Below are 21,875 nucleotides of genomic sequence, written 5' to 3' on the forward strand. Positions count from 1 at the left end.
AGCATGACCATGTCCGACAGTTCGTCCGCAAACGCATTTGCAAACCCGGCTGCAAATACGCTGATACGCGGCGGCACCGTTGTCAACGCCGACCGTGCCTTTCGCGCCGATGTGCTGATCGCTGGCGACAAGATCGTCGCCGTCGGCGAGCAGCTTGACGCGCCGCCCGGCGCCACCGTGATCGATGCCGGCGGCCTGTATGTGATGCCGGGTGGGATCGACACGCATACGCACATGAACCTGCCGTTCATGGGCACGGTCACCTCCGACGACTTCTTTACCGGTACCGCCGCCGGACTGGCCGGCGGCACCACCACCATTATGGACTTCGTGATCCCGGCGCCCAAGCAGTCGCTGCTCGAGGCCTATCACCAGTGGCGCGCCTGGTCGGCCAAATCGGCTGGCGACTACACGTTTCATGTGGCCGTCACCTGGTGGAGCGAGCAGGTGAGGGAAGAGATGGGCGTGCTGGTGCGCGAGCATGGCGTCAACAGCTTCAAGCACTTCATGGCCTACAAGAACGCCATCATGGCCGACGATGAAACGCTGGTGAAAAGCTTTACCCGCGCGCTGGAACTGGGCGCGCTGCCGACCGTGCATGCGGAAAACGGCGAGCTGGTGTTCCAGCTGCAGCAGGAACTGCTGAAGAAAGGTATCACCGGGCCGCAGGCCCACCCGCTGTCGCGCCCGCCGGCCGTGGAAGCGGAGGCGGCCAACCGCGCCATCGCGATTGCCAATGTACTCAACACGCCTGTCTATATCGTGCATGTATCGTGCGCCGAATCGCTCGACGCCATCACGCGCGCCCGCGCCAATGGCCAGCGCGTGTATGGCGAGGCGCTGGCCGGCCATCTGGTGATCGACGACAGCGTCTACCAGAGCGACGACTTCGATTACGTGGCCGGCCATGTAATGAGCCCACCGTTTCGCAGCAAGCACCATCAGGGCGCGCTGTGGCACGGGCTGCAAAGCGGGAACCTGCATACCACCGCTACCGATCACTGCACCTTTTGCGCTGACCAGAAGGCGGCCGGCAAGGACGACTTCACGCGCATTCCGAACGGCTGCGGCGGCGTCGAGGAACGCATGGCGGTGGTGTGGGACGGCGGCGTCAACAGCGGCAAGCTGACACCGTCCGAATTCGTCAAGGTCACCTCGACCAACGCGGCGCAGATTTTCAATATCTATCCGCGCAAGGGAGTGATTGCCGCCGGCAGCGACGCCGATATCGTACTGTGGGACCCGCAGGGCACGCGCACCATTTCGGCCGCGACCCAGTTTGCCAAAGGCGGCTTCAATGTATTCGAAGGGCGCACTGTGCGCGGCATTCCGGTCACCACGATTGCGGCCGGCAAGGTGGTATTTCATCAGGGCGAACTGATGGCCGTCGAAGGGGCAGGGCGCTATATCGAACGGCCGGCTTTTACAGGAGCAGTAGCATGAGCAGCATCGACAACCTGCGCATCAACGGTGCGCGCCTGTGGGACGCGCTGATGGAACTGGCGCAGATCGGCGCCACGGCCAAGGGAGGCGTCAAGCGCCTGGCGCTGACGGATCTGGACAAGCAAGGGCGCGACCTGGTGGTGCGCTGGGGCCGCGAGGCCGGTATGAGCATTACCATCGACCAGATCGGCAATGTCTTTATGCGCCGCGACGGCGAGGACAACACGCTGGCGCCGGTGATGACCGGCAGCCATATCGACACCCAGCCCACCGGCGGCAAATTCGATGGCAACTACGGCGTACTGGCCGGGCTGGAAGTGGTGCGCACGCTGAACGATTTGCATATCAAAACGCGCGCACCGATCGAGGTGGCCTTCTGGACCAATGAAGAAGGCTCGCGCTTTGTTCCCGTGATGATGGGTTCTGGCGTGTTCTGCGGCGCTTTCTCGCTTGAGACGGCGTACGCTGCCAAGGACACCGAAGGCAAAACGGTCGGCGAAGAGCTGGCGCGCATCGGCTACCGTGGCGAGCAGGTGCCGGGCCAGCATCCGATCGGCGCGTATTTCGAGACGCATATCGAACAGGGCCCGGTGCTGGAAGACGCCGACAAGGTGATCGGCGTGGTACCGGCCGTGATGGGCCTGCGCTGGTACGACTGCACCGTCAAGGGCATGGAGGCGCACGCCGGCCCGACGCCGATGGGCTTGCGCCGCGATGCGCTGCAGGTGGCTACCACCATCATGCAGGAAGTGGTGGCGATTGCTCATCGCTACCCGCCCTACGGCCGCGGCACGGTGGGCATGGTGCAGGTGTTTCCAAACAGCCGCAACGTCATTCCCGGCGAAGTGAAATTCAGCATCGACCTGCGCAACGTCAACGATGAACTGCTCGACACCATGGACGCCGATATCCGCGCCTTTATCGAGCGTCAGGAGACCGATACCGGCCTTGCCATCGCCATCGAGCAGGTATCGTATTTTGCGCCGACGCCATTCCATCTCGATTGCGTGGGCGCCGTGCGCAGCGCCACCGACAAGCTCGGCTACTCCACCATGGACGTGGTCTCCGGCGCCGGCCACGACGCCATCTATGCAGCGCGCCTGGCGCCGGCCGGCATGATCTTCGTGCCCTGCAAGGACGGCATCAGCCACAATGAAATCGAGGACGCCAAACCCGGGCACCTCGAAGCGGGCTGCAATGTGCTGCTGCATGCGATGCTGGAACGGGCCGAGGTGCTCTAGTCGCCGCTGGCGGGCGGTGCTATGCTGCCCGCATGACTTCTTCCGATACGCTTGCCAGCCAGGGCGGCCAGTTGCTGGCCGCCGGCGACATCGCTGGCGCCGAAGCGCTGTTCGGCCAGGCGCTGGTGCTGGACAGCTGCCAGGTGTTTGCACTGTCGAATCTAGCCTGGCTGCGCGAGCAGCAGGGACGGCTGACCGAGGCCGAAAGCCTGTATCTGCGCGCGCTCGATACTGCTGCCGACGATGTGCATCTATTGCAAAATCTCGGCGTTGTACTGATGCGCTTGCGCCGCAGCGCTGACGCCGAGCGCGTCATGCAGCGCGTGGTGCTGCTGGCGCCCGAACTGGCAGCTGGCTGGTCCAATCTCGGTGCGCTGTATGCCGCCATGCAGCGCGAAACGGCGGCCGAACGCTGCTACCGCCACGCGATCACACTGGACGCCAGCTACGCCAAGGCGCGCTATAACTTGTCTTATCTGCTGCTGCGCCAGGGCCGCTGGCCGGAAGGCTGGCAGATGCTCGAGTCGCGTGGGCAGGCCAGCAATTTTGCCGATTATTTTGCGTTCCCGCGCTGGCATGGACAGCCGCTGGCCGGCAGTACCATTCTGATCTGTCCCGAGGCGGGCATGGGCGATATGCTGATGCTGTGCCGCTATGCGCCGCTGCTCAAGGCGATGGGCGCTGCGCGCATATCGCTGCTGTGCCATGCGCCGCTGGCTCGTTTGCTGCGCGGTGCGGCTGGCATCGATGAGGTGATGGCGATTGGCGAGCCGGTACCCAGCACGGGCTGGGATTGGTGGCTGCCGGTACTGAGCCTGCCCGGCCTGTGCGGCACTACGCTCGAAACAATTCCGGCCGAGTTGCCCTATCTGCAGCTGCCTGCAAACGCAGAAGCACGCGAGCCTGGGGCGAAGCTGCGCATTGGCCTGGCATGGAAAGGCAATCCCCGGCATGAAAACGATGGTGAACGCTCGCTTGCCTCGCTCGATATGCTGGCGCCGCTGGGACAGGTAGCAGGCGTGGAATTTTTCAGTCTGCAAAAAGGCGCCGGCGAAAATGAGGTGTGCAGCGCCATCAGCTTTGTCAGCGGTGGCGCGGCGCTCGGCGATATGGCCGACACGGCCGCGCTGATCGCCGGCCTCGATCTGGTGATCAGCGTCGATACCGCCGTGGCCCACCTGGCCGGCGCGCTGGGCAAACCGTGCTGGCTGCTGCTACCCGACTACCTGTGCGACTGGCGCTGGCTGGCCGGACGCAATGACAGCCCGTGGTATCCGACGATGCGCTTATTCCGCCAGCCGGCGTTTGGCGGGTGGGAGGCATTGATTGCGCACGTGGCTGATAAGCTGCGGGATTTTTCAAAGCGTAGGTCGGATTAGCGGGGCAAAGCCCCGCGTAATCCGACAACATTGTTGGCGTCAGCGGTGTTGTCGGATTACGGCCCCTTTGGGGCCTAATCCGACCTACGGCCTGGTGACGATCATGGGTCACGTCAAACACCGTTGGCGTCAATGATGTTTTCGGATTACGGCCCTGTGCATCCGCGGGCCTGGTCAAACACCATCGCCCCGAAAGTGACGCAGCAAATGCAGCAGTGCCTGCGCCGCAATATCGGCGTCGTCGGCGGTCATGGTTTCCAGCGGGTTGTGGCTGATGCCGCCGTTGCCGCAGCGGACGAACAGCATGGCGACATCGGTGATGGCGGCCATGGCCATGGCGTCGTGGCCAGCGCCGGAGAGCAGGGCGTATGGCGCAATATCGACCGCTGCTACTGCCGATTCGAGCTGCGCCATCAGCCACGGCGCGCACGGTGCCGCGTTGGCTGACAGCAGCAGTTCAGTTTCCACATCGATTTGGCGCCGCGCGCAGATGGCGGCGATGCCATCGAGGATATCGTCGACGGCGGCCTGGCGCACCGTATCGCTGGCGGCGCGGATGTCGAGCGACAGCTGGCAGGCGCCGGCAATCACATTGACCGAGCCATTGGGCACCTGCAGCTGGCCCACCGTGCCCACCAATGCTTCGCCCTGGCTGCAGCGTTGTTCGACCAGCATAATGATTTCAGCGGCAGCGCTGGCTGCATCGCGGCGCATGGTCATCGGCGTGGTGCCGGCGTGGCTGGCGACGCCGGTCAGCTTGAGCAGGTAGCGCGAGCTGCCGGCAATGGCCGTGACCACGCCCAGCGGCAGGTCGCGTTCGAGCAGCACCGGCCCCTGTTCGATATGCACTTCCACAAAGCCGAGCAGGTCCTGCGGCTTGCGCGCAATCGCGGCAATCTGGCGCGCATCGTGACCGGCGGCGGCCAGTGCGTCGCGCATGCTCACGCCCTCGCTGTCGTACTGGTTCAAGAGCGCCAGGTCGAAATGGCCGGTGACGGCAGTGCTGCCCAAGAAAGTGCTCTTGAAGCGCACGCCTTCTTCTTCGGCAAAGCCGACGATTTCAAGATGGAAGGGCAGTTTTTCGCCACGTTCGTGCAGATGGCGCACCACCGCGATCGGCAGCACGATGCCCAGGCGGCCATCGTATTTGCCGCCATTGCGCACGGTGTCGTAGTGCGAGCCGGTGATCAGCGTTTTGGCATCCGGTGCGTCGGACAGGTAGCGGCCCACCACATTGCCGACCGCGTCGATCTGCACCTGCATGCCTGCGTCCTTCATCCAGGCCGCCAGTTGCGCGACAGTTTTCTGGTGCGCCGCAGTCAGGTAGGCGCAGGTCAGGTTGTAGCCGCTGTCGCTCCAGCCGGCCAGCGTTTCCACCTGCTGCATGATGGCGGGGCCGAACGGCAGGCGCACATCGAGCAGGTCGTTCAGCCGCAGTTCGGCGATGCGCTTTATCTGGCGCAGCGACTCGGCCAGTTCATCGGCACGGCGGTTCTTCAGGCGCCGTGTAAAGGTGGCGATAATGTCCTGGCGCGTCAGTCCCTGGCCGGTCGGCCCTTTGACAGCCAGGATAAAGGGGAAGCCGAACCTGGCTTTGTAGTCGCTATTGAGCCGCTGCAGCGTGGCGAATTCTTCCGCGCTGCACAGGTGCAGGCCCGACTTGGCCTGCTCGCGCGTCGATTCGGCTGTCAGTTGGCCGGCAATGGCCGCCTTGCCGGCCAGTTCGGGATGGGCGCGGATCAGTCCCAGCTGCTCTTCCGGCGAGGCTTGCGCCAGCACCTGCTGCAAGGCAGTCTTGAGCGCCGTCACGCTGGCGAACGGCCGCCTGCTCGCTGCGCGCTGGGCGATCCATGGCGAGAGTTCATAGACGCCATGCAGTTGTTCGACAAAGTGGGCAGGGCTGCTGGCGTTCAGGTCAGAAAGGCTGGTCATGGTTGGGTCCGATCATGCAAGCTGTGATGATAGCGCCGGCTGCCGCTTTGATTATAAGTCCATGCTGATAGACCTTATTTTTTAATCAGCGCCTTGGCCGCCGCGCTGACCTGGTCGCGCAGCCATTTGTGTTCGGGCGCCTGGTGTACGCGCTGGTGCCACAACTGGTAAAAGCGCATCGGCGGAAACTTCAATGGCACCGTAAAGGTTTTCAGCGGCAGCGTTTTTTCATGAAAGCGCACGAACTGGCGCCCGGTCGTCAGCACCAGGTCGGTCTGCGTCAGCATATACGGAATCAGGCCGAAATAGGCCGACTCCACCACCACATTGCGCTGCATGTTCTGGCGTTCGAGGAAGGTATCGATCACGCCGTGGTAGCCGGGCATCATCGGCGAGGGCGCCACATGCGGCAGGCTCAGATAGTCGTCCACCGTCATGGCATCGCTGGCGGTGCGGCGCGCATAGGCGTTTTCCGCATGCATGGCGCAGATGATCGGGTCTTCGAACAACTTGGACATATGCAGGTGGGCTGGCGGCTCTTCCCAGTTGGCGATGACCAGGTCAAGGTCGCCATCGGACAACTGGCGCACATGGTCCACGCCCGGCCCCTGGCTGTGCAGTACCACCCGGCTTCTTGGCGAGCCGCGGCGCAGCATCGCCACCACGTTGGGCAGGAACTGGCTGTCGAGATAATCGGGGGCCGCAATATGGAAGGTGCGCGCTTCCTCCTGCGCCACGAACGGTCTTTTCTTGATAAACAAGCTTTCGGTCTGGTCGAGGATGCGTTTGGCCGGATCGAGCAGGCTTTCGCCATGCTGGGTCGGCACCATGCCGCGCGCGCCGCGCACCAGCAGCGGATCGCCCGTCAGTTCGCGCAGCTTGCGCAGCGAGGCGGAAATCGAGGGCTGCGGCTGGTTGAGCTTGAGCGCTACGCGCGAGACGTTTTTCTCGATCAGCAGCAGATACAGTATGCGGATCAGGTGCAGGTCGAGGTGCTGCGGCAGGCTGGACATAAGAGGCGAATTTGTTTGTATATGATTTTGGATATGTCAAATATACGTGATTTTTCATGTGTAGTCGGCTAATCCGTTTTATCTTGTGCAAACTGGCGTGCGTTTTTGCGCCGCTTTTGCTCCGTTCTTTGCGAGGATACCGATGGATGTGTTGGCTGACCTGATCCCCTATGGCCTCGAATGGCTGAACCTGCTGGTGCGCTGGCTGCATGTCATCACCGGCATCGCCTGGATCGGCGCCTCGTTCTATTTTGTCTGGCTCGACAATTCCATCCGTCCGCCGGCGCCCGGTTCCGAGCTGGCGAAAAAAGGCGTGGCTGGCGAACTGTGGGCGGTGCATGGCGGCGGCTTTTACAATCCGCAAAAATACCTGGTGGCGCCAAGCGAATTGCCCAAGGAGCTGCACTGGTTCAAATGGGAAGCGTATTCGACCTGGCTGTCCGGCTTTGCCCTGCTGACCATCGCCTATTATTTCAACGCGCAGGCCATGATGATCGACAAATCGGTGGCCGACCTGTCGAGCTGGCAGGCGATCGGCATCGGCATCGCTACCCTGGTGATCGGCTGGACGGTGTATGACCTGCTGTGCCGCTCGCCGCTGGCGCGCCATGAACTGTGGTTTGGCGTGACGATCTTTGCGCTGATCGTCGGCGCCGCCTATGTGCTGACGCACTTGCTGAGCGGGCGCGCCGCCTACATCCATGTGGGCGCCATGATCGGTACCATCATGGTGGCCAATGTGCTGATGCTGATTATTCCCGGCCAGCGCAAGATGGTCGAAGCCATGGCCGCTGGCAAGCTGCCCGATCCGCGCCACGGCCAGAAGGCCAAGCAGCGCAGCGTGCATAACAATTACTTTACCTTGCCGGTGCTGTTTATCATGATCAGCAACCACTATGCGATGACCTATCGCCACCAGCATGCGTGGCTGGTGCTGGCCATGATCATGGCGGCCGGCGTCTTTATCCGCCACTTCTTCAACCTGCGCCACAAGGGGCGCGTGGAATGGCGCTATCCGGTGATCGGCGTGGCCCTGCTGCTGGCGGTGGCCGTGGCGATTGCACCGAAGCGGCCGGCCGCCGTTGCCGCCACGCCGGCCAGCGAACAGGGCGCCGCTTTCGAGCAGGTGCGCGCGATTGTTGCCCAGCGCTGCACCACCTGCCATTCGGCGCATCCGACCCAGGCCGGCTTCGCCACCGCACCGGCCGGTATCATGTTCGACAATGAAACCGAAATCCGCCAGCATGCGGCGCAGATTTACAAGCAGGCGATCGAACTGAAAGCCATGCCGATCGGCAACCTGACCAATATGACCGAGGCCGAGCGCGCGCAATTGGGCGCCTGGCTGCAACAGAACCTGCAAGGAAAAAAATGAGTACCGTACAAGCCGATATGGCAGCGCGCCTGAGCGACTGGATCGACCAGCACTTTGACGAAGAAGTGGCGTTCCTGCAAAAAGTGGTGCAGCAGCCGACCGACACGCCGCCCGGCAATAATGCGCCGCATGCCGAGCTGGTCGCGCAGCTGCTGACCGACTACGGCTGGCAGGCGGAAAAGCACGCCGTCCCGGCTGACCAGGTAGCCGCCTACGGCATGCAGAGCATTACCAACCTGATCGTGCGCCGCCCGTATGGCGCCGGCGGACCGACGGTGGCGCTGAACGCCCATGGCGATGTGGTGCCGCCCGGCGAGAACTGGACGTATCCGCCGTATGGGGGGCAGATCGATAACGGCCATATCTATGGCCGCGCCACGGCAGTATCGAAAGGCGACTTTGCCACCTATGTGTTTGCCACGCGCGCGCTCGAAGCGCTGGGCGTGCCGCTCAAGGGGCAGCTCGAACTGCACTTTACCTACGACGAAGAGTTTGGCGGCCTGCTGGGCCCCGGCTGGCTGCTTGAACAGGGTTTGAGCCGGCCCGACCTGGTGATTGCGGCCGGCTTCAGCTATCAGATCGTCACCGCCCATAACGCCTGCCTGCAGCTGGAAATCACCGTGCATGGCAAGTCGGGGCACGGCGCCATGCCGGAGACGGGCGTCGATGCGCTGCAGGCAGCGAGCAAGATACTGAACGCCATCTACGGCCAGTTGCCCGAGCTGAAGAAGACAAAATCGCAGGTACCAGGCATCGGTTCGCCCACCATGCTGATCGGGCGCATCGACGGCGGTACCAACACCAATGTGGTGCCGGGCAACGTGGTGATGAAAATGGACCGGCGCATGATCCCCGAGGAAGACCCGGTGGCCGTTGAAGCGCAGGTGCGCGCGCTGATCGAAGATGCCGTGCGCGGCGAACCGGGCATCAGCATCGAGATACGCCGCCTGCTGCTGTCGCAGGCGTTGCGCCCGTTGCCAGGCGCGGCAGAACTGGTGGCCAGCCTGCAGAAAAACGCGCTGGCGATCCTGGGCGAAGCCATTCCCGCACAGGGTACGCCGCTGTATGCCGACGCGCGCCTGTATGGCGAGCATGGCATCCCGGCCGTGCTGTATGGCGCCGGTCCGCGTTCGGTGCCTGAATCGAACGCCAAGAAAGCCGACGAGCGCCTGGCGCTGGACGATCTGCGCAAGGCCAGCAAGATCGTGGCAATGACACTGTTCGATTTACTGGGCCGGTAGCGCAGCGCACACTCGCCGCTGTCCGTTTCATGCGGTGTCGCAGCTAATGCGGTGGTTTGTCGTATGATGTTGTGATATTGAGCTGTATCAACATTCAACCCTGCGGCGACCAACCCACTGTGTATCGATACGATCTGATCAGCTGTCACGACTGCGGCGTGCTGTATCGCAAGCGCCCCTTGCGCCCGCGCGAGAAGGCGCGCTGCGCGCGCTGCCGCTCCGTGCTGTATCGCGGCACCTCGGCCGACCTGACACGGGTGGTGGCGCTGACCCTGGGCACGCTGTTCGTCTTCCTGATCGCGCAATTTTTTCCCATCGTCGAACTCGAGGTCAATGGCTTGACTTCCAGTGCCACGCTGCTCGGTTCCATCCGCGTGCTATGGCATGAGCAGATGCATATCGTGGCCACCATGGTGTTCCTGTTTACGATGCTGTTTCCGGCCATCGAGCTGGGCTCCCTGCTGTATGTGGCACTGGGCCTGCGCGTGGGCATCCGGGTGGCCGGTTTCAGCCGTGTGCTGCGCGCCGTGCAGATGTCGCGCGACTGGGGCATGACGGAAGTGCTGATGATCGGCATCCTGATTACGGTCGTGAAGATGACCAGCCTGGCCACGGTGGTGCCGCAACCGGGCCTGTTTGCGTTTGGCGCCTTGACGCTGCTGCTGGCCATCGTGGTGTCGTTCGACCCGAAGGCGCTGTGGAATATCGGCGACCAGCAGATCCGCCAGGTGCTGCCCGGCATCCGCTACAAGCCGCTGGCGCCCGATACGCCGGTGTTGCCCTGCCACTGCTGCGGCCTGGTGGCGCCGCCCGTCGCCCGTGGCCGTCATCTGGCCTGCGCGCGCTGCGGCAGCACCCTGCATGGCCGCAAGCCCGACAGCATCAACCGCACCTGGGCGCTGCTGATTGCCGCCGTGATCCTGTATATCCCCGCCAATCTGCTGCCGGTGATGCATACCAGGACGCTGCTGGGGGCGGAAGAAGACACCATCATGAGCGGCGTGGTGCTGTTCTGGACTTCTGACTCAAAAGCGCTGGCCATCATTATTTTCATTGCCAGCGTGGTGGTGCCGATGCTCAAGCTGGTCACGCTGGCGCTGCTGGCCTGGACCTCGCAGCGCCGTTCGCACTGGCGCCCGGAGCAGCGCACGCGCCTTTATCGGATGGTTGAATTTATCGGCCGCTGGTCGATGCTCGATATTTTTGTCGTCACGCTGACGGTGGCGCTGGTGCGCTTCGATGCGCTGGCCGTGATTACGGCCGGTCCCGGCGCGCTGGCCTTTGGTGCGGTGGTGGTGCTGACCATGCTCGCTTCGATGAGCTTTGATCCGCGCCTGATCTGGGATCCGATCGACGAGCAGGCAGCGCAGCGCAAGCATACGGAAACAAGCAAACATACAGTGATTGGAGAACAGCATGTCTGACAAGGAAGAGCGCGGCGTCAGCGCGCCCGATGAACGCCTACTGCCGGAACCCGAGGTGGACAAGGCCAGCCGCTGGCTGCCTTCGCTGGTGTGGCTGATTCCCTTGCTGGCCGCGCTGATCGGCGGCGTGCTGGCGGCCAAGTCGGTGCTCGACAAGGGGCCGACGGTGACCGTCAGCTTCAAGAGCGCTGAAGGACTGGAACCGGGCAAGACCAAGGTCAAGTACAAGGACGTCGATATCGGCCAGGTGCGCGCGATCAACCTGGGCGACGATTTGAGCCGGGTGCTGGTCACCATCGAAATGAGCAAGGAGGCGCGCCGCTTTGCCACCGCCGATTCGCGTTTCTGGGTGGTGCGTCCGCAGATCGGCGCCAGCGGCGTGACGGGCCTGGGCACCTTGTTGTCCGGCGCCTATATCGGCGTCGATACGGGCAAGTCGGAAACGAAGAAGGAGCAGTTCACGGGCCTGGAAACGGCGCCGCCGGTGGCCGGCGACCAGAAGGGCAAGCTGTTTACGCTGCATGCCGAAAGCCTCGGCTCGATCGATGTCGGCTCACCCCTGTTCTACCACCGCGTGCGGGTCGGCAATGTGGTCAGCTATGGGCTCGACAAGGATGGCAACGGCATTACCCTGTCGGTGTTCGTCAATGCACCGTACGACCAGTTCGTGGGCAAGAATGCGCGCTGGTGGCATGCCAGCGGCGTCGATGTGCGGCTCGACTCGAACGGCTTCAAGCTCAATACGCAGTCGCTGGCGGCGCTGCTGGTGGGCGGCATCGCATTTGAATCGGAAAACGGCCACAAACCGGCCGAACCGGCGGTTGCTGGCACTAGTTATCGCCTGGCGGCCGATGAAGCGAGCGCCATGCGCGCGCCCGATGGCGAAGCGCTGACCACGGTGTTTTATTTTGACCAGTCGCTGCGCGGCCTGCAGCCCGGCGCCACGGTCGACTTTCGCGGCATCGTGCTCGGTGAAGTGCGCTCGGTCGGCGTAGAGTACGACCCGGTGAAAAAGAACTTCCGCATGCCGGTCACGGTCAACCTGTATCCGGGTCGCCTGGGTTCCGGCTTCAAGACGGCGCTGGGCGAGGGCGATACCACGGCCGGCCATCAGGTACTGGAACGCATGGTCAGTCGCGGCCTGCGCGCGCAGCTGCGTACCGGCAACCTGCTGACCAGCCAGCTGTATATCGCGCTCGACTTCTTCCCGAAAGCGCCGAAAGTGATGATTGACACCAGCAAGTATCCGATCGAAGTGCCGACCGTACCCAATACGCTCGACGAACTGCAGACGCAGGTGGCCAGCATCGCCCGCAAGCTCGATCAGATTCCGTTCGGCGAGATCGGCGACAATCTGAACGACACGCTCAAGCAGGCCAATGTGCTGTTCACGCAGCTCGACAAGGAAGTGGTGCCGGAAATGCGCGATACGCTGACCGCGGCCAAGCATACCTTCGGTTCGGCCGAGCAAGTGCTGCAGAAGGATTCGCCGCTGCAGTCCGAAGTACGCCAGGCATTGCAGCAGCTGACGCAAACGCTGCAGTCGCTCAATGCGCTGACCGATTACCTGGAACGCCACCCCGAAGCGCTGATTCGTGGCAAAAAAGGAGATGACAAAAAATGATCAAAGCACTCACGCTGGCCACCGCTGCGGCCCTGATGCTGGGCGCCTGCTCGACCTCGCCGCCCGAGCATTTCTATACCCTGTCCGGCGGTGCTGACACACAGCCGGCCAAGCCTGTTCAATACTACGTGGAAGTGCTGGCCGTCAGCGTGCCGCAGCAGGTCAACCGCAATCAGTTCGTGGTGACGTCGACCTCGGGCCGCATTGAGCTGCGTGAACAGCAGCGCTGGGCCGGGCCGCTGGCCGGCGAAATCGGCCAGTCACTGTCGACCGCCGTCACGGCCGACCTGGGCGCCATTGACGTGTTCCGCACGCCGTATCCGGACAAGCTGCCGGTCTACCGCATCAGCACCAATGTGCTGCGCTTTGAATCGGTGATGGACAGCCACGCGCTGATCGACGCCGTCTGGAGCGTGCGCCAATTGTCGAGCAATCAGGTGCTGACCTGCCGCACCGTGGCCAGCGAAAAGGTCGGCGCCGGCTACGATGAACTGGTGCTCGGTCACCGCCACGCCGTGCAGAAGATCGCCAGCGAGATGGCGCAGGTGGTGCGCGGTTTTGGCAGCGCCAGCGGCGCCTGTCCGACAACTCAAACAAACTGAAACAACCATGAAATTCATTGATTTTCCCGCTTTGCAGCAGCTCGCTGCTGCCTCGGCGCAAGTGAGCAAACCATGCAGCTGCTGCAGCGTGCCGCTCGATGCGTGGCAGCGCCTGCCGACCTCGCTGGAACTGGAGCGTTTTGAAGAAGTGGGCACCTTGCGCGAAGACCCGTACGAGGAGCCGACCTTTGCCGAATACCATCCGAACGGCACCACCTACGACAGCGTGGACGCACCGATTGCGCCACGCTACTATCCGGCCAACCTGAGCCAGGTGTCGCGCTGCATGAATTGCAGCCGCCACTACCTGCGCTATAACGAGGCAGGCGGCTATTTCACGGAGTTGCGCATCCGCGCGCTGCGCCCGGAACTGCTGGTCGACGCCGCGCTCTGAGCGGCAGCGTCCTGCGCGCCGGCCTGGCCGGCAAACCAGGACGCATAGGCAGTATTGGCTACCAGTTTGCGGTTGAGGTCCGGTGCGCCATCGCGCCACCAGACCGGCCCGCGCTCGCCCAGCGCCTGCTTGGCGCTGTCCACGTTTGCGCGTGCGGTGCGCTCGGCTGCTGCATCGCCGGCCTGCATGGCTGCCTTGACGGCGCGCCTGGCGTCCATCAGCTGATGAACCAGGCCTTGCCGCACTTCGGGCGACAGGCCCGGATTGGCGGCGCGCCACAGCCGGCCGCGCACGATGATATAGCGGCCATCTGGCGTGACCAGTACGGCGCGCTTTCCATGGTGCTGCGGCTTGTCGGACATGGGCGGTACTCGTCTCGGGAAAACTGCAAGGTCGCATGATGGCGCCTTATGGTCGGTACGATTGCGCACTATCGGTTCGCAGACGATAGGGCAGCGTTGATCCCTGATGTAGAAAATTAACGTAGAGCATGATACTTTGACATACTTGGTATCTGATTATTTTTTTACGGGATGACCGATGCTGTCTTTTCTGATTGTGCTCGCCGCGCTGGCGTTCCTGATGCTGGCCGCCTACCGCGGCTACAGCGTTATTCTGTTTGCTCCCGTCGCGGCGCTGGGCGCGGTGCTGCTGACCGATCCGTCGGCCGTGGCGCCGGTTTTCAGCGGCATCTTTATGGAAAAGATGGTCGGCTTTATCAAGCTCTACTTCCCCGTATTCCTGCTGGGCGCCGTATTTGGCAAGCTGATTGAAATGTCGGGCTTTTCGCAGTCCATCGTCGCGGCCGCCATCCGCTATATCGGCCGCACCCGCGCCAATGCCGTGATCGTGGCTGTCTGTGGTGCGCTTACTTACGGCGGCGTATCGCTGTTCGTGGTGGTGTTTGCCGTCTATCCGTTTGCGGCCGAGTTGTACCGCCAGAGCAATATCCCCAAGCGCCTGATGCCGGGCGCCATTGCGCTCGGTGCGTTTACCGCCACCATGGATACTTTGCCGGGCACGCCGCAGATTCAGAACATTATCCCCACCACCTTTTTTCACACCACCGGCTGGGCCGCGCCGTGGCTGGGTACCATCGGCGCCATTCTCACCATCGTGTTCGGTTTGATGTACCTGGAATGGCGCCGCCGCTCGGTGATGGCTACCGGCGAAGGCTACGGCGTGGACACCCAGCCGCTGGCCAAGGTCGATGTCAACAACCTGCCGTCGCCGCTGCTGTCGGTGGCGCCGCTGGTGTTGGTTGGCGTGGCCAATTTCCTGCTGACCCATTGGATACCGCGCTGGTATGGCGACAGCCACCTGATCACCAGCGCCGAGCTGCCGGGCCTGCATGACCCTGTCACCACCTCGATCAAATCGGTGGTCGGCATCTGGGCGGTTGAAGGCGCGCTGCTGCTGGGTATTTTGCTGGTCTGCATCACTGCCTTCAAGCGCATCAAGGACGGCTTTGCCGAAGGCACCAAGGGTGCAGTGGGCGGCGCGCTGCTGGCGGCCATGAACACGGCTTCCGAATACGGCTTTGGCGGCGTGATTGCCGCGCTGCCCGGCTTTATCGTGGTGCGCGACGCGCTGCGCAGCGTGCCCGACCCGCTGGTCAACGCCGCCGTTTCCGTTACCACCCTGGCCGGCATTACCGGTTCGGCCTCCGGCGGCATGAGCATCGCGCTGGCCGCCATGTCCGACAGCTTTATCGCCGCCGCCAACGCGGCCCATATCCCGCTCGAAGTCATGCACCGCATCGTCGCCATGGCCAGCGGCGGAATGGATACCCTGCCGCACAACGGCGCGGTGATTACCCTGCTGGCCGTGACGGGCCTGACGCACAAGCAGTCGTATCGCGATATCTTTGGCATCACGATTATCAAGACGGTGATCGTGTTTATGGTGATTGGGGTTTATTATCTGACCGGGCTGGTCTGATGAACTTGCCAGTGATGTCGGGCCAACTGCTCTTTTTAGCCAGTGCGCTTGGTGCAGTCAATGGCATCTTGCTGGCGCTTTACCTGTTCAGCCGTCCGGCGGCGGGCCTGTCCAATTACATGCTGGGCGGGTTATTGCTGGCAATCGGCTTTCGCACGCTTAAATCGACTTTTTATTATTTCAACGCCGATCTGGCTATCGGTTTTATTCAGTTCGGACTGGCTGCCTGCTTGCTGATCGGGCCGCTGACCTTTTTATATGTCGATTACCAGCTTGCGGAAATAAAAAACACGCCGGTTGCCAGAAAATGGTACCGGCATTTTCTGTTGCCGCTGCTGCTGATCGGGATTGCCGTATTCTTTCCGTATTCGCGCCAATCCGAGAATTGGTATTATGCAATTTGCTGCATGCATCTTTACTGGTTTGCCTATCTTGTCTGTGCCGGGAAAAAATTATGGCGCTCACGCGCTGTATTATTTTCGGAAGAAGGTAAAGTGTCGCGCCAGGCCATTCTTCTGCTTGGCGTGTATTTCAGCAGTTTCTTGATTCTCGCCGCGTATGTCAGCACGCCTTTTACTTCCTATATTGTGGGAGCGCTCTCGTTTACATTTACCGTGCATGTCAGCATCCTCACATATATATTGAAAGACGAGCACCAGCACAAGGAAACGAAAAAATACCAGAACCGCCGTCTGTCGCCACAGGATGCTGCGGCGCTGCTCTCCGCGCTAAGCGAGCAAATGTGCCAGCACAATCTTTATCTGAATCCCGGTTTGAGCCTGGCCCTGCTGGCCAAAAAAGTCGGCCATTTGCCCACCACCGTTTCGCAGGTGATCAACGACAATCTGCAAAAAAGTTTCAATCTTTATATCAATGAATTTCGTATCGAGCATGCCAGGCGCCTGCTGATCGATGAAGCCCATCTGACGATGGAGCTGGTAGCCGAGCGCAGCGGCTTCAATTCCAATTCAACTTTTTTTGCAGCTTTCAAGAAGATCGCCGGACAGACCCCGGCAAGCTACCGCGCGGCCCATGCTGCCGGTGCTGTTGTGTTATCAAAATCCGGTGCCTAGCCGGTCAGCGCAGACAGGCTACGGAATCATGTATCCGGAGTGCGTAATCATGCTTTGCCAGCCCCAGCCTGCGCTTTAACCCTACATTTGCACCTTGGCATCGCTGTCGCTTGATGCGACCGCTGTACCACCGTATTTACCTTCGGTGACAAGGTACCTGCAAATCACGGGATCATGTATGAGTTCATTGTTTATCCGCGCCCTGCTGGGCGCTTGGCTGTTGTTGTGCCTGTCCCATGTTGCAGCACGTTCAAATGAGCGATTGCAGCACCAGGGCAGCGATACCGAACAGATCGCCCGAACGCTGACCGACTATATCGAGGGAACCGCCAATGCCGATCCGCTCAAGCTGCGGCGCGCCTTTCATCCGGACTTCAAGCTCTACACGGTAGGCGAGGCCGGTGAGCTGATTGCGCGCTCGGGTGAGCAATATATCGCCGGCTTCAGGCCCGGTGAAAAAAACAGCCGGGTAGGGCGCATCGTGGCTATCGATGTGGAAAACAATATCGCGACCGCAAAAGTGGAGGTGCTGGTACCGGATTTCAGGCGCTATACCGATTACTTCATGCTGCTGAAATATGACGGCGCATGGAAAATCGTGCAGAAAAGCTATACATGGGAAAAGGCGCCAGTACCCGGCAAGCGGATACTGTTTGTGACCTCCAGCCAGCATACGTATGGCGAAACCAGGCTCAATGCGGCCAATCATTTTGCTGAAATAGCGGTGGCATATGATGTTTTCAAAAAACACGGCTATGCGGTGGACTTTATCAGTCCGGCTGGCGGCGCCATTCCGCTTGGCTATATTGAAACGTCGGATCCGCTGCAAAAGCAATATTTGTACGATACCGGTTTCATGACCTTGCTGAAAAATACTTTCACGCCGCAGCAGGTACGTGCAAAAGATTATCAGGCGGTCTATTACAGCGGCGGTGGCTCGGCCATGTTCGGGGTGGCCGACAACCCGGAAATTCAAAGTCTTGTCCAGACAATCTATCGCACGGGTGGAATCGTGTCGGCCATTTGTCACGGCACCGCCGGAATCGTCAATCTGAAAGACGCCGATGGCAAAGCCATCTTTGCCGATAAAAAGATCACCGGCTTTCCCGATCTGTTTGAAGATACCGGGGCTGAGTATTACAAGTCCTTCCCCTATTCAATCGACAAGGAAATCACCCGTAACGGTGGGCAGTTCATTTATTCAAAAAAATGGAATGATAATTTCTATGTGGTGGATGGAAAAATCATTACCGGGCAGGATCCATCGGCCACTGCTTCCGTGGCCGAACAGGTGGTCAAATCCGTCGAGAACCGTCAGCCACTGTAAAGGAGCCATGAAATGAGCGACACGTTCAAGTTGGCAGGCATTATGCTGGCAGGTCTTCTTTTCCTGCAGCATGCCGGGGCTGCGCAGGCCGATGCAGCGTTTCCGCAGGCACAGGCGGACCGGATATTCGAGGAATTTGGCGCCCAGGACAAGCCAGCGATTGCCATTGCATTATTAAAAAACAAGCAAATCGTTTATCTGAAGGCTTTCGGCCAGGAAAATCTTGAGCACAAGGTGCCCGCCACCATCGACACACAATTCCAGATCGATGCGCTGGCGTGGGAATTTATTGCTTTTGCCGTGCTGCAGTTGCAGAGCCAGGGCAAACTCGGTCTCGATGATGACGCAAGAAAATATCTTCCCCAACTGCCTGATTTTGGCAAGAAAATCACCGTGGCGCATTTACTGAGTTCAACCGACGGCTTGTACGGCTACCAGGTTCTGAAGGCGCTGGCCGGGTGGCAGCCCGGACAGGCCGGCCAAGCGCCGGACGTCATGCGGTTGATCAGGTATCAGGCGGCGCCCAATTTTGAGCCGGGCACGGCCTTCTCGCCAGGCGGCGATACGCGGCTGTTTGTATTGACACAAATTGTCGAAGCCGTGTCGGGCCTGTCGTTTGCAGACTACTGCAAGCAACATATCTTTATTCCGATAGGCATGTCCGGCACCGTATTTGTATCCGACCCATCGCGGCCGTTGACCCGGCTGGCCGTGCCCTATCGTGGCGACGGCAAGGGCGCTTACCGGCCTGACTACAACGTTGCGCCGGCCGGGCCCGCCGCGCTCTACAGCACAATCAGGGATATGGCGACCTGGCGCTCGAAGCACGCTGCGCATGAACCCGGCAGGGAGGCTTTGTCGGTCAAGCTCGATACGCCTATCCGGCTCGACAATGGCAAGCTTATCAGGGACATGTCGAGCATCTCGACTTTTGCGCAGCAGCATGTCGGCAAGGAGCGCGGCATCGCCAAGATCTATCAGGCAGGCAGTGCCGGCGGTTACGCCAGCTCGCTGTTTCATTTTCCGGAGCAGGACGTGACGGTCATCACGCTCAGTTCCGGCCTCGCCTACAACGGCAGTTACGGCATGCGCACGGCATCGTTATTGATGGAAAGCCATTATGCCGAGCCGGTGACCATCGATTACGCCAGCATCCCCCGCGCCGAGGTCAGTACCGGTCAGCTTGAGCAATATGCCGGATCATACTGGAGTGTGGAACGGGCGCTGGCAGCAAGAATTCACCTCAAGGCCGGTGTACTGCATTACACCCGAACCGGCGGTACGGCCGACCGCACGCTGACCCCTCTGGGCGATGGGCTGTTCCAGATGCAGATCGAAGGCGACGATGCCTATTTCATCAAGTTCTCAGGTGACGAAAACGGCCGGCGTATGGCATTTTCCATGAGCGGCAGCGACCCGGTCATCTTTGAAGCGCATGCGCCACTGTCTTATGCTGCAGACGAGCTCAAGCAGTTTGCCGGCCTGTACCATTCCGAGCTGCTCAATTCCTCGTTTGCCCTTCGTATCAACAACGGCGTGCTGGTGGCCGACAATCTGCGTACCGGTCCGGTCAATATGACTGCCGTCAAACCGGACATCTTTATTGGCGATAAAAGCTTTCTGGGCGGTATCGTGTTTATACGGGGGCAAGGCCAGCGCGTGACGGCGTTTGAGGTCATGGTCGACGAGGTGCGCAAGCTGCGGTTCAGCAGGATAGACGAAAAGTCCTAGTCTTTTCGCCTTCCGGCCTCTGCTGCTTATTTTTTCTCCTGCTGCGCCTTCTTGATTTCCGCCTCAGTCACCTTTTTGGCCGGTGCATTGGTCGCTGGCGCCTTGGGGGCCTTGCGTACGGCGCGCGCTTCGGCCATCACGGCGGCGCAGTCGGTGTCGGGGGCGCGGTCGACGTTGATCAGCGGGATCAGGGCGGCGACCGGGGCGACCACCGTGGCCAGCGCGACGGCGGCGCCGGCTTTCAGGGCCAGCGGGCCTTTTTGCGGGCCCACTTGCGGGTCCTTGAAGGTGCCCTTGGCGTACAGCGGGGTGCGCAGCGAGATAATCCGGGCGCCCTTGGTTTTCGGACGGATATCGAGGTTCATCGCTTCCTTGGCCAGGTTGACGTTGCCGGTCACGTTGACCACGGCGTTGTCGGTGTCAAGCACGAAGCGGCGCACGTTGGCGTTGCCGTTGGTAACGGCAAAGTCGCTGGCCATGCAGTTGAGCTGCACCTGCTTGTCGCCAAACACTTTCACGAACACGGCGTTGGCCAGGTTCAGGCCGGCCAACTCCAGGATGAACTGGCTGACCGTGCCTTCGCTGACGGTGGCGGCCAGTTCGCCGTTGGAGGTGGCCAGCATCGATGAGACCGAGTTGCCGTGGCCGGTCAGGGCGGCGTCGGCATAGACTTCGCCGAAGCTGGCCTGCATCGATTGCAGTTTCGGGAACAACTCGCGAATTTTCAGCTTGCGCGCGGCGACCTTGGCTTGGGCGGCGATGTTTTTCTGGCGGCCGTCAAGCGTGATATTGGACGTGATGTCGCCGCCGGCCATGCCGAAGTTCAGCGGCGTCAGGCTCAGCACTTTGTCCTTCATGTGGATTTCAGCCACGATATCGTTGAACGGAATATCGTGTGTGGCCACCAGTTTCTTGCCGGTGAATTTCACGTCGGCGTCGAGCGCATCCCATTTGTTGGTATTGAACTGTTCCACCGGCAGCGCCTTGTCGGCCGGCTGGTTGGCAACCTTGCCGCGTGCTTTCTTGCTGGCGTTGCTTTCGGCGCCGATGGTCGGGCCCAGGTCTTCCAGGCGCAGCTGCTGCGACACCAGTTCACCGCGCAGCAAGGGGCGCGGCTGGCGCGGCAGGTATTGCAGCGTGCCGGCCAGGTCGCTCTGGCCGACCTTGCCGGTAAAGTTCTTGTAGGTCCAGTCCCAGTTCTCGCCGTTCTTCTTGCCCAGCAGGCGACCCTTGGTCGCGTATTGCGGGGTTTCAGGCAGCAGCACGCCGGTCAGCGGATACAGGTCGGCCATGCTGGCACCGCCCAGCGTCAGCTGCAGGTCGATGCCCGACAGCGAGCGCGGATCGGTCAGCGTGCCGTCGACGCTGACCTTGTTCTTGCCCAGCACGGCGTTGGCCTGCAGCGGGTACACGGTATGGTCGCCCGTCAGCGACAGCACGGCGCCAGCCTTGCCGCCGCCGGTCACGGGCGCCTTGCGATAGGTGCCGCCCAAGGTAAAGGCGATACCGTATTTTTCCACCTGCTGGCCTGCCGGTGCGTCGTTGGGCGTGGCGTCGGGCGCGGTCGAGCTGACCTTGGCGCGCAGGTCCAGGTCGATGCCCTGGTCGAGATAGCGGATGGTGCCGGCTTCAAACGCCATGCGCTGGATTTCCACGTCCCAGTCGGACGGGCCATTGTCTTTCAGGGTCCAGCTGTTGCTGCCGTCGGCGCGGCGCTGCAGGGCGATATCGGGCGTGTCGAGCGCCAGGTCGGTCAGCACCACGCGGTGCTGCAGCAGCGGCAAGGGGTGGACGGTGACGTTGATATGGCGCGCGCTGGCCATTTGCGGGCCGGCGGTGGCCCAGTCGGGATTGCTCATGCGCACATCGTCGGCGCTGATGGTGGGGCGCGGCACGTAGCGGCGCCAGCCGGTCTCGGTAGCCAGGCCTTGGTGGAATTTTACCTTCAGGTCGCCGCCGATCATGAATTCGCGGCCGGTGCTTTCGGACACCTTGCGGTTGATATAGGGGCGGGCGCGGTTCCAGTCGAACGTCATGATGAAGATAATCAGCAGGACGATCAACGCCAGCAGCGTGCCCAGGGTCCAGCCCAGGATTTTCAGAGGTTTTGCGTGTGCCATAAGATCCCGATCGTG

Annotated in this window: 17 protein-coding genes; 13 read left to right on the forward strand and 4 right to left on the reverse strand. The window is 61.5% G+C overall.

The window, feature by feature from the left end:
• The first annotated feature begins 3 nt into the window (after nt 1-3).
• From hydA to GCM43_RS14070, 3 genes are read left to right on the forward strand one after another with little or no spacing between them, the layout of a single operon-like run.
• Nucleotides 4-1,443, forward strand: a complete 1,440-nt coding sequence (gene hydA, locus GCM43_RS14060; protein WP_226929487.1) for a dihydropyrimidinase — start codon at nt 4-6, stop codon at nt 1,441-1,443.
• Nucleotides 1,440-2,684, forward strand: a complete 1,245-nt coding sequence (locus tag GCM43_RS14065; RefSeq protein WP_152245302.1) for a Zn-dependent hydrolase — start codon at nt 1,440-1,442, stop codon at nt 2,682-2,684. The genes hydA and GCM43_RS14065 overlap by 4 nt, the downstream gene beginning before the upstream one ends.
• 32 nt (nt 2,685-2,716) lie before the next feature.
• Nucleotides 2,717-4,063 carry a tetratricopeptide repeat protein gene (locus GCM43_RS14070; protein WP_152245304.1) on the forward strand — a complete coding sequence of 449 codons (1,347 nt, stop codon included), beginning with the start codon at nt 2,717-2,719 and terminating at the stop codon, nt 4,061-4,063.
• Nucleotides 4,064-4,237: 174 nt separating this feature from the next.
• Here GCM43_RS14070 and GCM43_RS14075 read toward each other — a convergent pair whose 3' ends face one another.
• Both GCM43_RS14075 and GCM43_RS14080 read right to left on the reverse strand, forming a co-directional pair.
• Complete coding sequence (locus GCM43_RS14075) at nt 4,238-5,995, reverse strand: allantoate amidohydrolase (protein WP_152245306.1); 1,758 nt, start codon at nt 5,993-5,995, stop codon at nt 4,238-4,240.
• A 74-nt stretch (nt 5,996-6,069) separates the two neighbouring features.
• Nucleotides 6,070-7,008 (reverse strand): LysR family transcriptional regulator, encoded by a 939-nt coding sequence (locus tag GCM43_RS14080; protein WP_152245308.1) that lies wholly within the window; start codon nt 7,006-7,008, stop codon nt 6,070-6,072.
• Nucleotides 7,009-7,150: 142 nt separating this feature from the next.
• On the opposite strand from GCM43_RS14080, the gene GCM43_RS14085 reads away from it, so the two are divergent.
• From GCM43_RS14085 to GCM43_RS14110, 6 genes are all read left to right on the forward strand, one after another.
• Nucleotides 7,151-8,383, forward strand: coding sequence for a urate hydroxylase PuuD (locus GCM43_RS14085; RefSeq protein WP_152245310.1), 1,233 nt, complete (start codon nt 7,151-7,153; stop codon nt 8,381-8,383).
• Nucleotides 8,380-9,624: an ArgE/DapE family deacylase gene (locus GCM43_RS14090; RefSeq protein ID WP_152245312.1), complete on the forward strand. Its 1,245-nt coding sequence runs from the start codon at nt 8,380-8,382 to the stop codon at nt 9,622-9,624. The genes GCM43_RS14085 and GCM43_RS14090 overlap by 4 nt, the downstream gene beginning before the upstream one ends.
• Before the next feature lie 119 nt (nt 9,625-9,743).
• The gene (locus GCM43_RS14095; RefSeq protein ID WP_152245314.1) at nt 9,744-11,048 is read left to right on the forward strand and encodes a paraquat-inducible protein A; all 1,305 of its coding nucleotides are present in this window, start codon (nt 9,744-9,746) and stop codon (nt 11,046-11,048) included.
• Nucleotides 11,041-12,672, forward strand: coding sequence for a PqiB family protein (locus GCM43_RS14100; protein WP_152245316.1), 1,632 nt, complete (start codon nt 11,041-11,043; stop codon nt 12,670-12,672). Before GCM43_RS14095 ends, GCM43_RS14100 begins: the two co-directional genes overlap by 8 nt.
• Nucleotides 12,669-13,274: a PqiC family protein gene (locus GCM43_RS14105; RefSeq protein ID WP_152245318.1), complete on the forward strand. Its 606-nt coding sequence runs from the start codon at nt 12,669-12,671 to the stop codon at nt 13,272-13,274. Before GCM43_RS14100 ends, GCM43_RS14105 begins: the two co-directional genes overlap by 4 nt.
• Before the next feature lie 7 nt (nt 13,275-13,281).
• A complete protein-coding gene (locus GCM43_RS14110) occupies nt 13,282-13,668 on the forward strand; it encodes a hypothetical protein (RefSeq protein ID WP_152245320.1) in 387 nt (128 codons plus the stop codon).
• Here the strand turns inward: GCM43_RS14110 and GCM43_RS14115 are convergent.
• Nucleotides 13,605-14,030, reverse strand: a complete 426-nt coding sequence (locus GCM43_RS14115) for a hypothetical protein (RefSeq protein WP_226929488.1) — start codon at nt 14,028-14,030, stop codon at nt 13,605-13,607. The genes GCM43_RS14110 and GCM43_RS14115 overlap by 64 nt on opposite strands.
• 181 nt (nt 14,031-14,211) lie before the next feature.
• On the opposite strand from GCM43_RS14115, the gene GCM43_RS14120 reads away from it, so the two are divergent.
• The 4 genes from GCM43_RS14120 to GCM43_RS14135 all read left to right on the forward strand — a co-directional run bounded on the left by GCM43_RS14120 (nt 14,212) and on the right by GCM43_RS14135 (nt 19,740).
• A complete protein-coding gene (locus GCM43_RS14120) occupies nt 14,212-15,609 on the forward strand; it encodes a GntP family permease (RefSeq protein WP_152245588.1) in 1,398 nt (465 codons plus the stop codon).
• Nucleotides 15,609-16,682: an AraC family transcriptional regulator gene (locus tag GCM43_RS14125; protein WP_152245322.1), complete on the forward strand. Its 1,074-nt coding sequence runs from the start codon at nt 15,609-15,611 to the stop codon at nt 16,680-16,682. Before GCM43_RS14120 ends, GCM43_RS14125 begins: the two co-directional genes overlap by 1 nt.
• A 178-nt stretch (nt 16,683-16,860) precedes the next feature.
• The gene (locus GCM43_RS25825; RefSeq protein ID WP_193315621.1) at nt 16,861-18,009 is read left to right on the forward strand and encodes a nuclear transport factor 2 family protein; all 1,149 of its coding nucleotides are present in this window, start codon (nt 16,861-16,863) and stop codon (nt 18,007-18,009) included.
• A gap of 12 nt (nt 18,010-18,021) precedes the next feature.
• The gene (locus GCM43_RS14135; RefSeq protein ID WP_152245324.1) at nt 18,022-19,740 is read left to right on the forward strand and encodes a serine hydrolase domain-containing protein; all 1,719 of its coding nucleotides are present in this window, start codon (nt 18,022-18,024) and stop codon (nt 19,738-19,740) included.
• A 26-nt stretch (nt 19,741-19,766) separates the two neighbouring features.
• Here GCM43_RS14135 and GCM43_RS14140 read toward each other — a convergent pair whose 3' ends face one another.
• Entirely contained in the window at nt 19,767-21,860 is a 2,094-nt protein-coding gene (locus tag GCM43_RS14140) for an AsmA family protein (RefSeq protein WP_152245326.1), read from the reverse strand.
• Nucleotides 21,861-21,875 lie beyond the last annotated feature (15 nt).

Source organism: Janthinobacterium aquaticum, from assembly GCF_009208565.1.
Lineage (GTDB): Bacteria > Pseudomonadota > Gammaproteobacteria > Burkholderiales > Burkholderiaceae_D > Janthinobacterium.

What these genes read in the sequence shown, in the direction of transcription:
- GCM43_RS14115 (WP_226929488.1), bottom strand. Translation starts at nt 14,030, where the DNA reads ATGTCCGACAAGCCGCAGCACCATGGAAAGCGCGCCGTACTGGTCACG.
- GCM43_RS14090 (WP_152245312.1), top strand. Translation starts at nt 8,380, where the DNA reads ATGAGTACCGTACAAGCCGATATGGCAGCGCGCCTGAGCGACTGGATC.
- GCM43_RS14105 (WP_152245318.1), top strand. Translation starts at nt 12,669, where the DNA reads ATGATCAAAGCACTCACGCTGGCCACCGCTGCGGCCCTGATGCTGGGC.
- GCM43_RS14070 (WP_152245304.1), top strand. Translation starts at nt 2,717, where the DNA reads ATGACTTCTTCCGATACGCTTGCCAGCCAGGGCGGCCAGTTGCTGGCC.
- GCM43_RS14140 (WP_152245326.1), bottom strand. Translation starts at nt 21,860, where the DNA reads ATGGCACACGCAAAACCTCTGAAAATCCTGGGCTGGACCCTGGGCACG.
- GCM43_RS14100 (WP_152245316.1), top strand. Translation starts at nt 11,041, where the DNA reads ATGTCTGACAAGGAAGAGCGCGGCGTCAGCGCGCCCGATGAACGCCTA.
- GCM43_RS14125 (WP_152245322.1), top strand. Translation starts at nt 15,609, where the DNA reads ATGAACTTGCCAGTGATGTCGGGCCAACTGCTCTTTTTAGCCAGTGCG.
- GCM43_RS14110 (WP_152245320.1), top strand. Translation starts at nt 13,282, where the DNA reads ATGAAATTCATTGATTTTCCCGCTTTGCAGCAGCTCGCTGCTGCCTCG.
- GCM43_RS25825 (WP_193315621.1), top strand. Translation starts at nt 16,861, where the DNA reads ATGAGTTCATTGTTTATCCGCGCCCTGCTGGGCGCTTGGCTGTTGTTG.
- hydA (WP_226929487.1), top strand. Translation starts at nt 4, where the DNA reads ATGACCATGTCCGACAGTTCGTCCGCAAACGCATTTGCAAACCCGGCT.
- GCM43_RS14075 (WP_152245306.1), bottom strand. Translation starts at nt 5,995, where the DNA reads ATGACCAGCCTTTCTGACCTGAACGCCAGCAGCCCTGCCCACTTTGTC.
- GCM43_RS14085 (WP_152245310.1), top strand. Translation starts at nt 7,151, where the DNA reads ATGGATGTGTTGGCTGACCTGATCCCCTATGGCCTCGAATGGCTGAAC.
- GCM43_RS14135 (WP_152245324.1), top strand. Translation starts at nt 18,022, where the DNA reads ATGAGCGACACGTTCAAGTTGGCAGGCATTATGCTGGCAGGTCTTCTT.
- GCM43_RS14080 (WP_152245308.1), bottom strand. Translation starts at nt 7,008, where the DNA reads ATGTCCAGCCTGCCGCAGCACCTCGACCTGCACCTGATCCGCATACTG.
- GCM43_RS14065 (WP_152245302.1), top strand. Translation starts at nt 1,440, where the DNA reads ATGAGCAGCATCGACAACCTGCGCATCAACGGTGCGCGCCTGTGGGAC.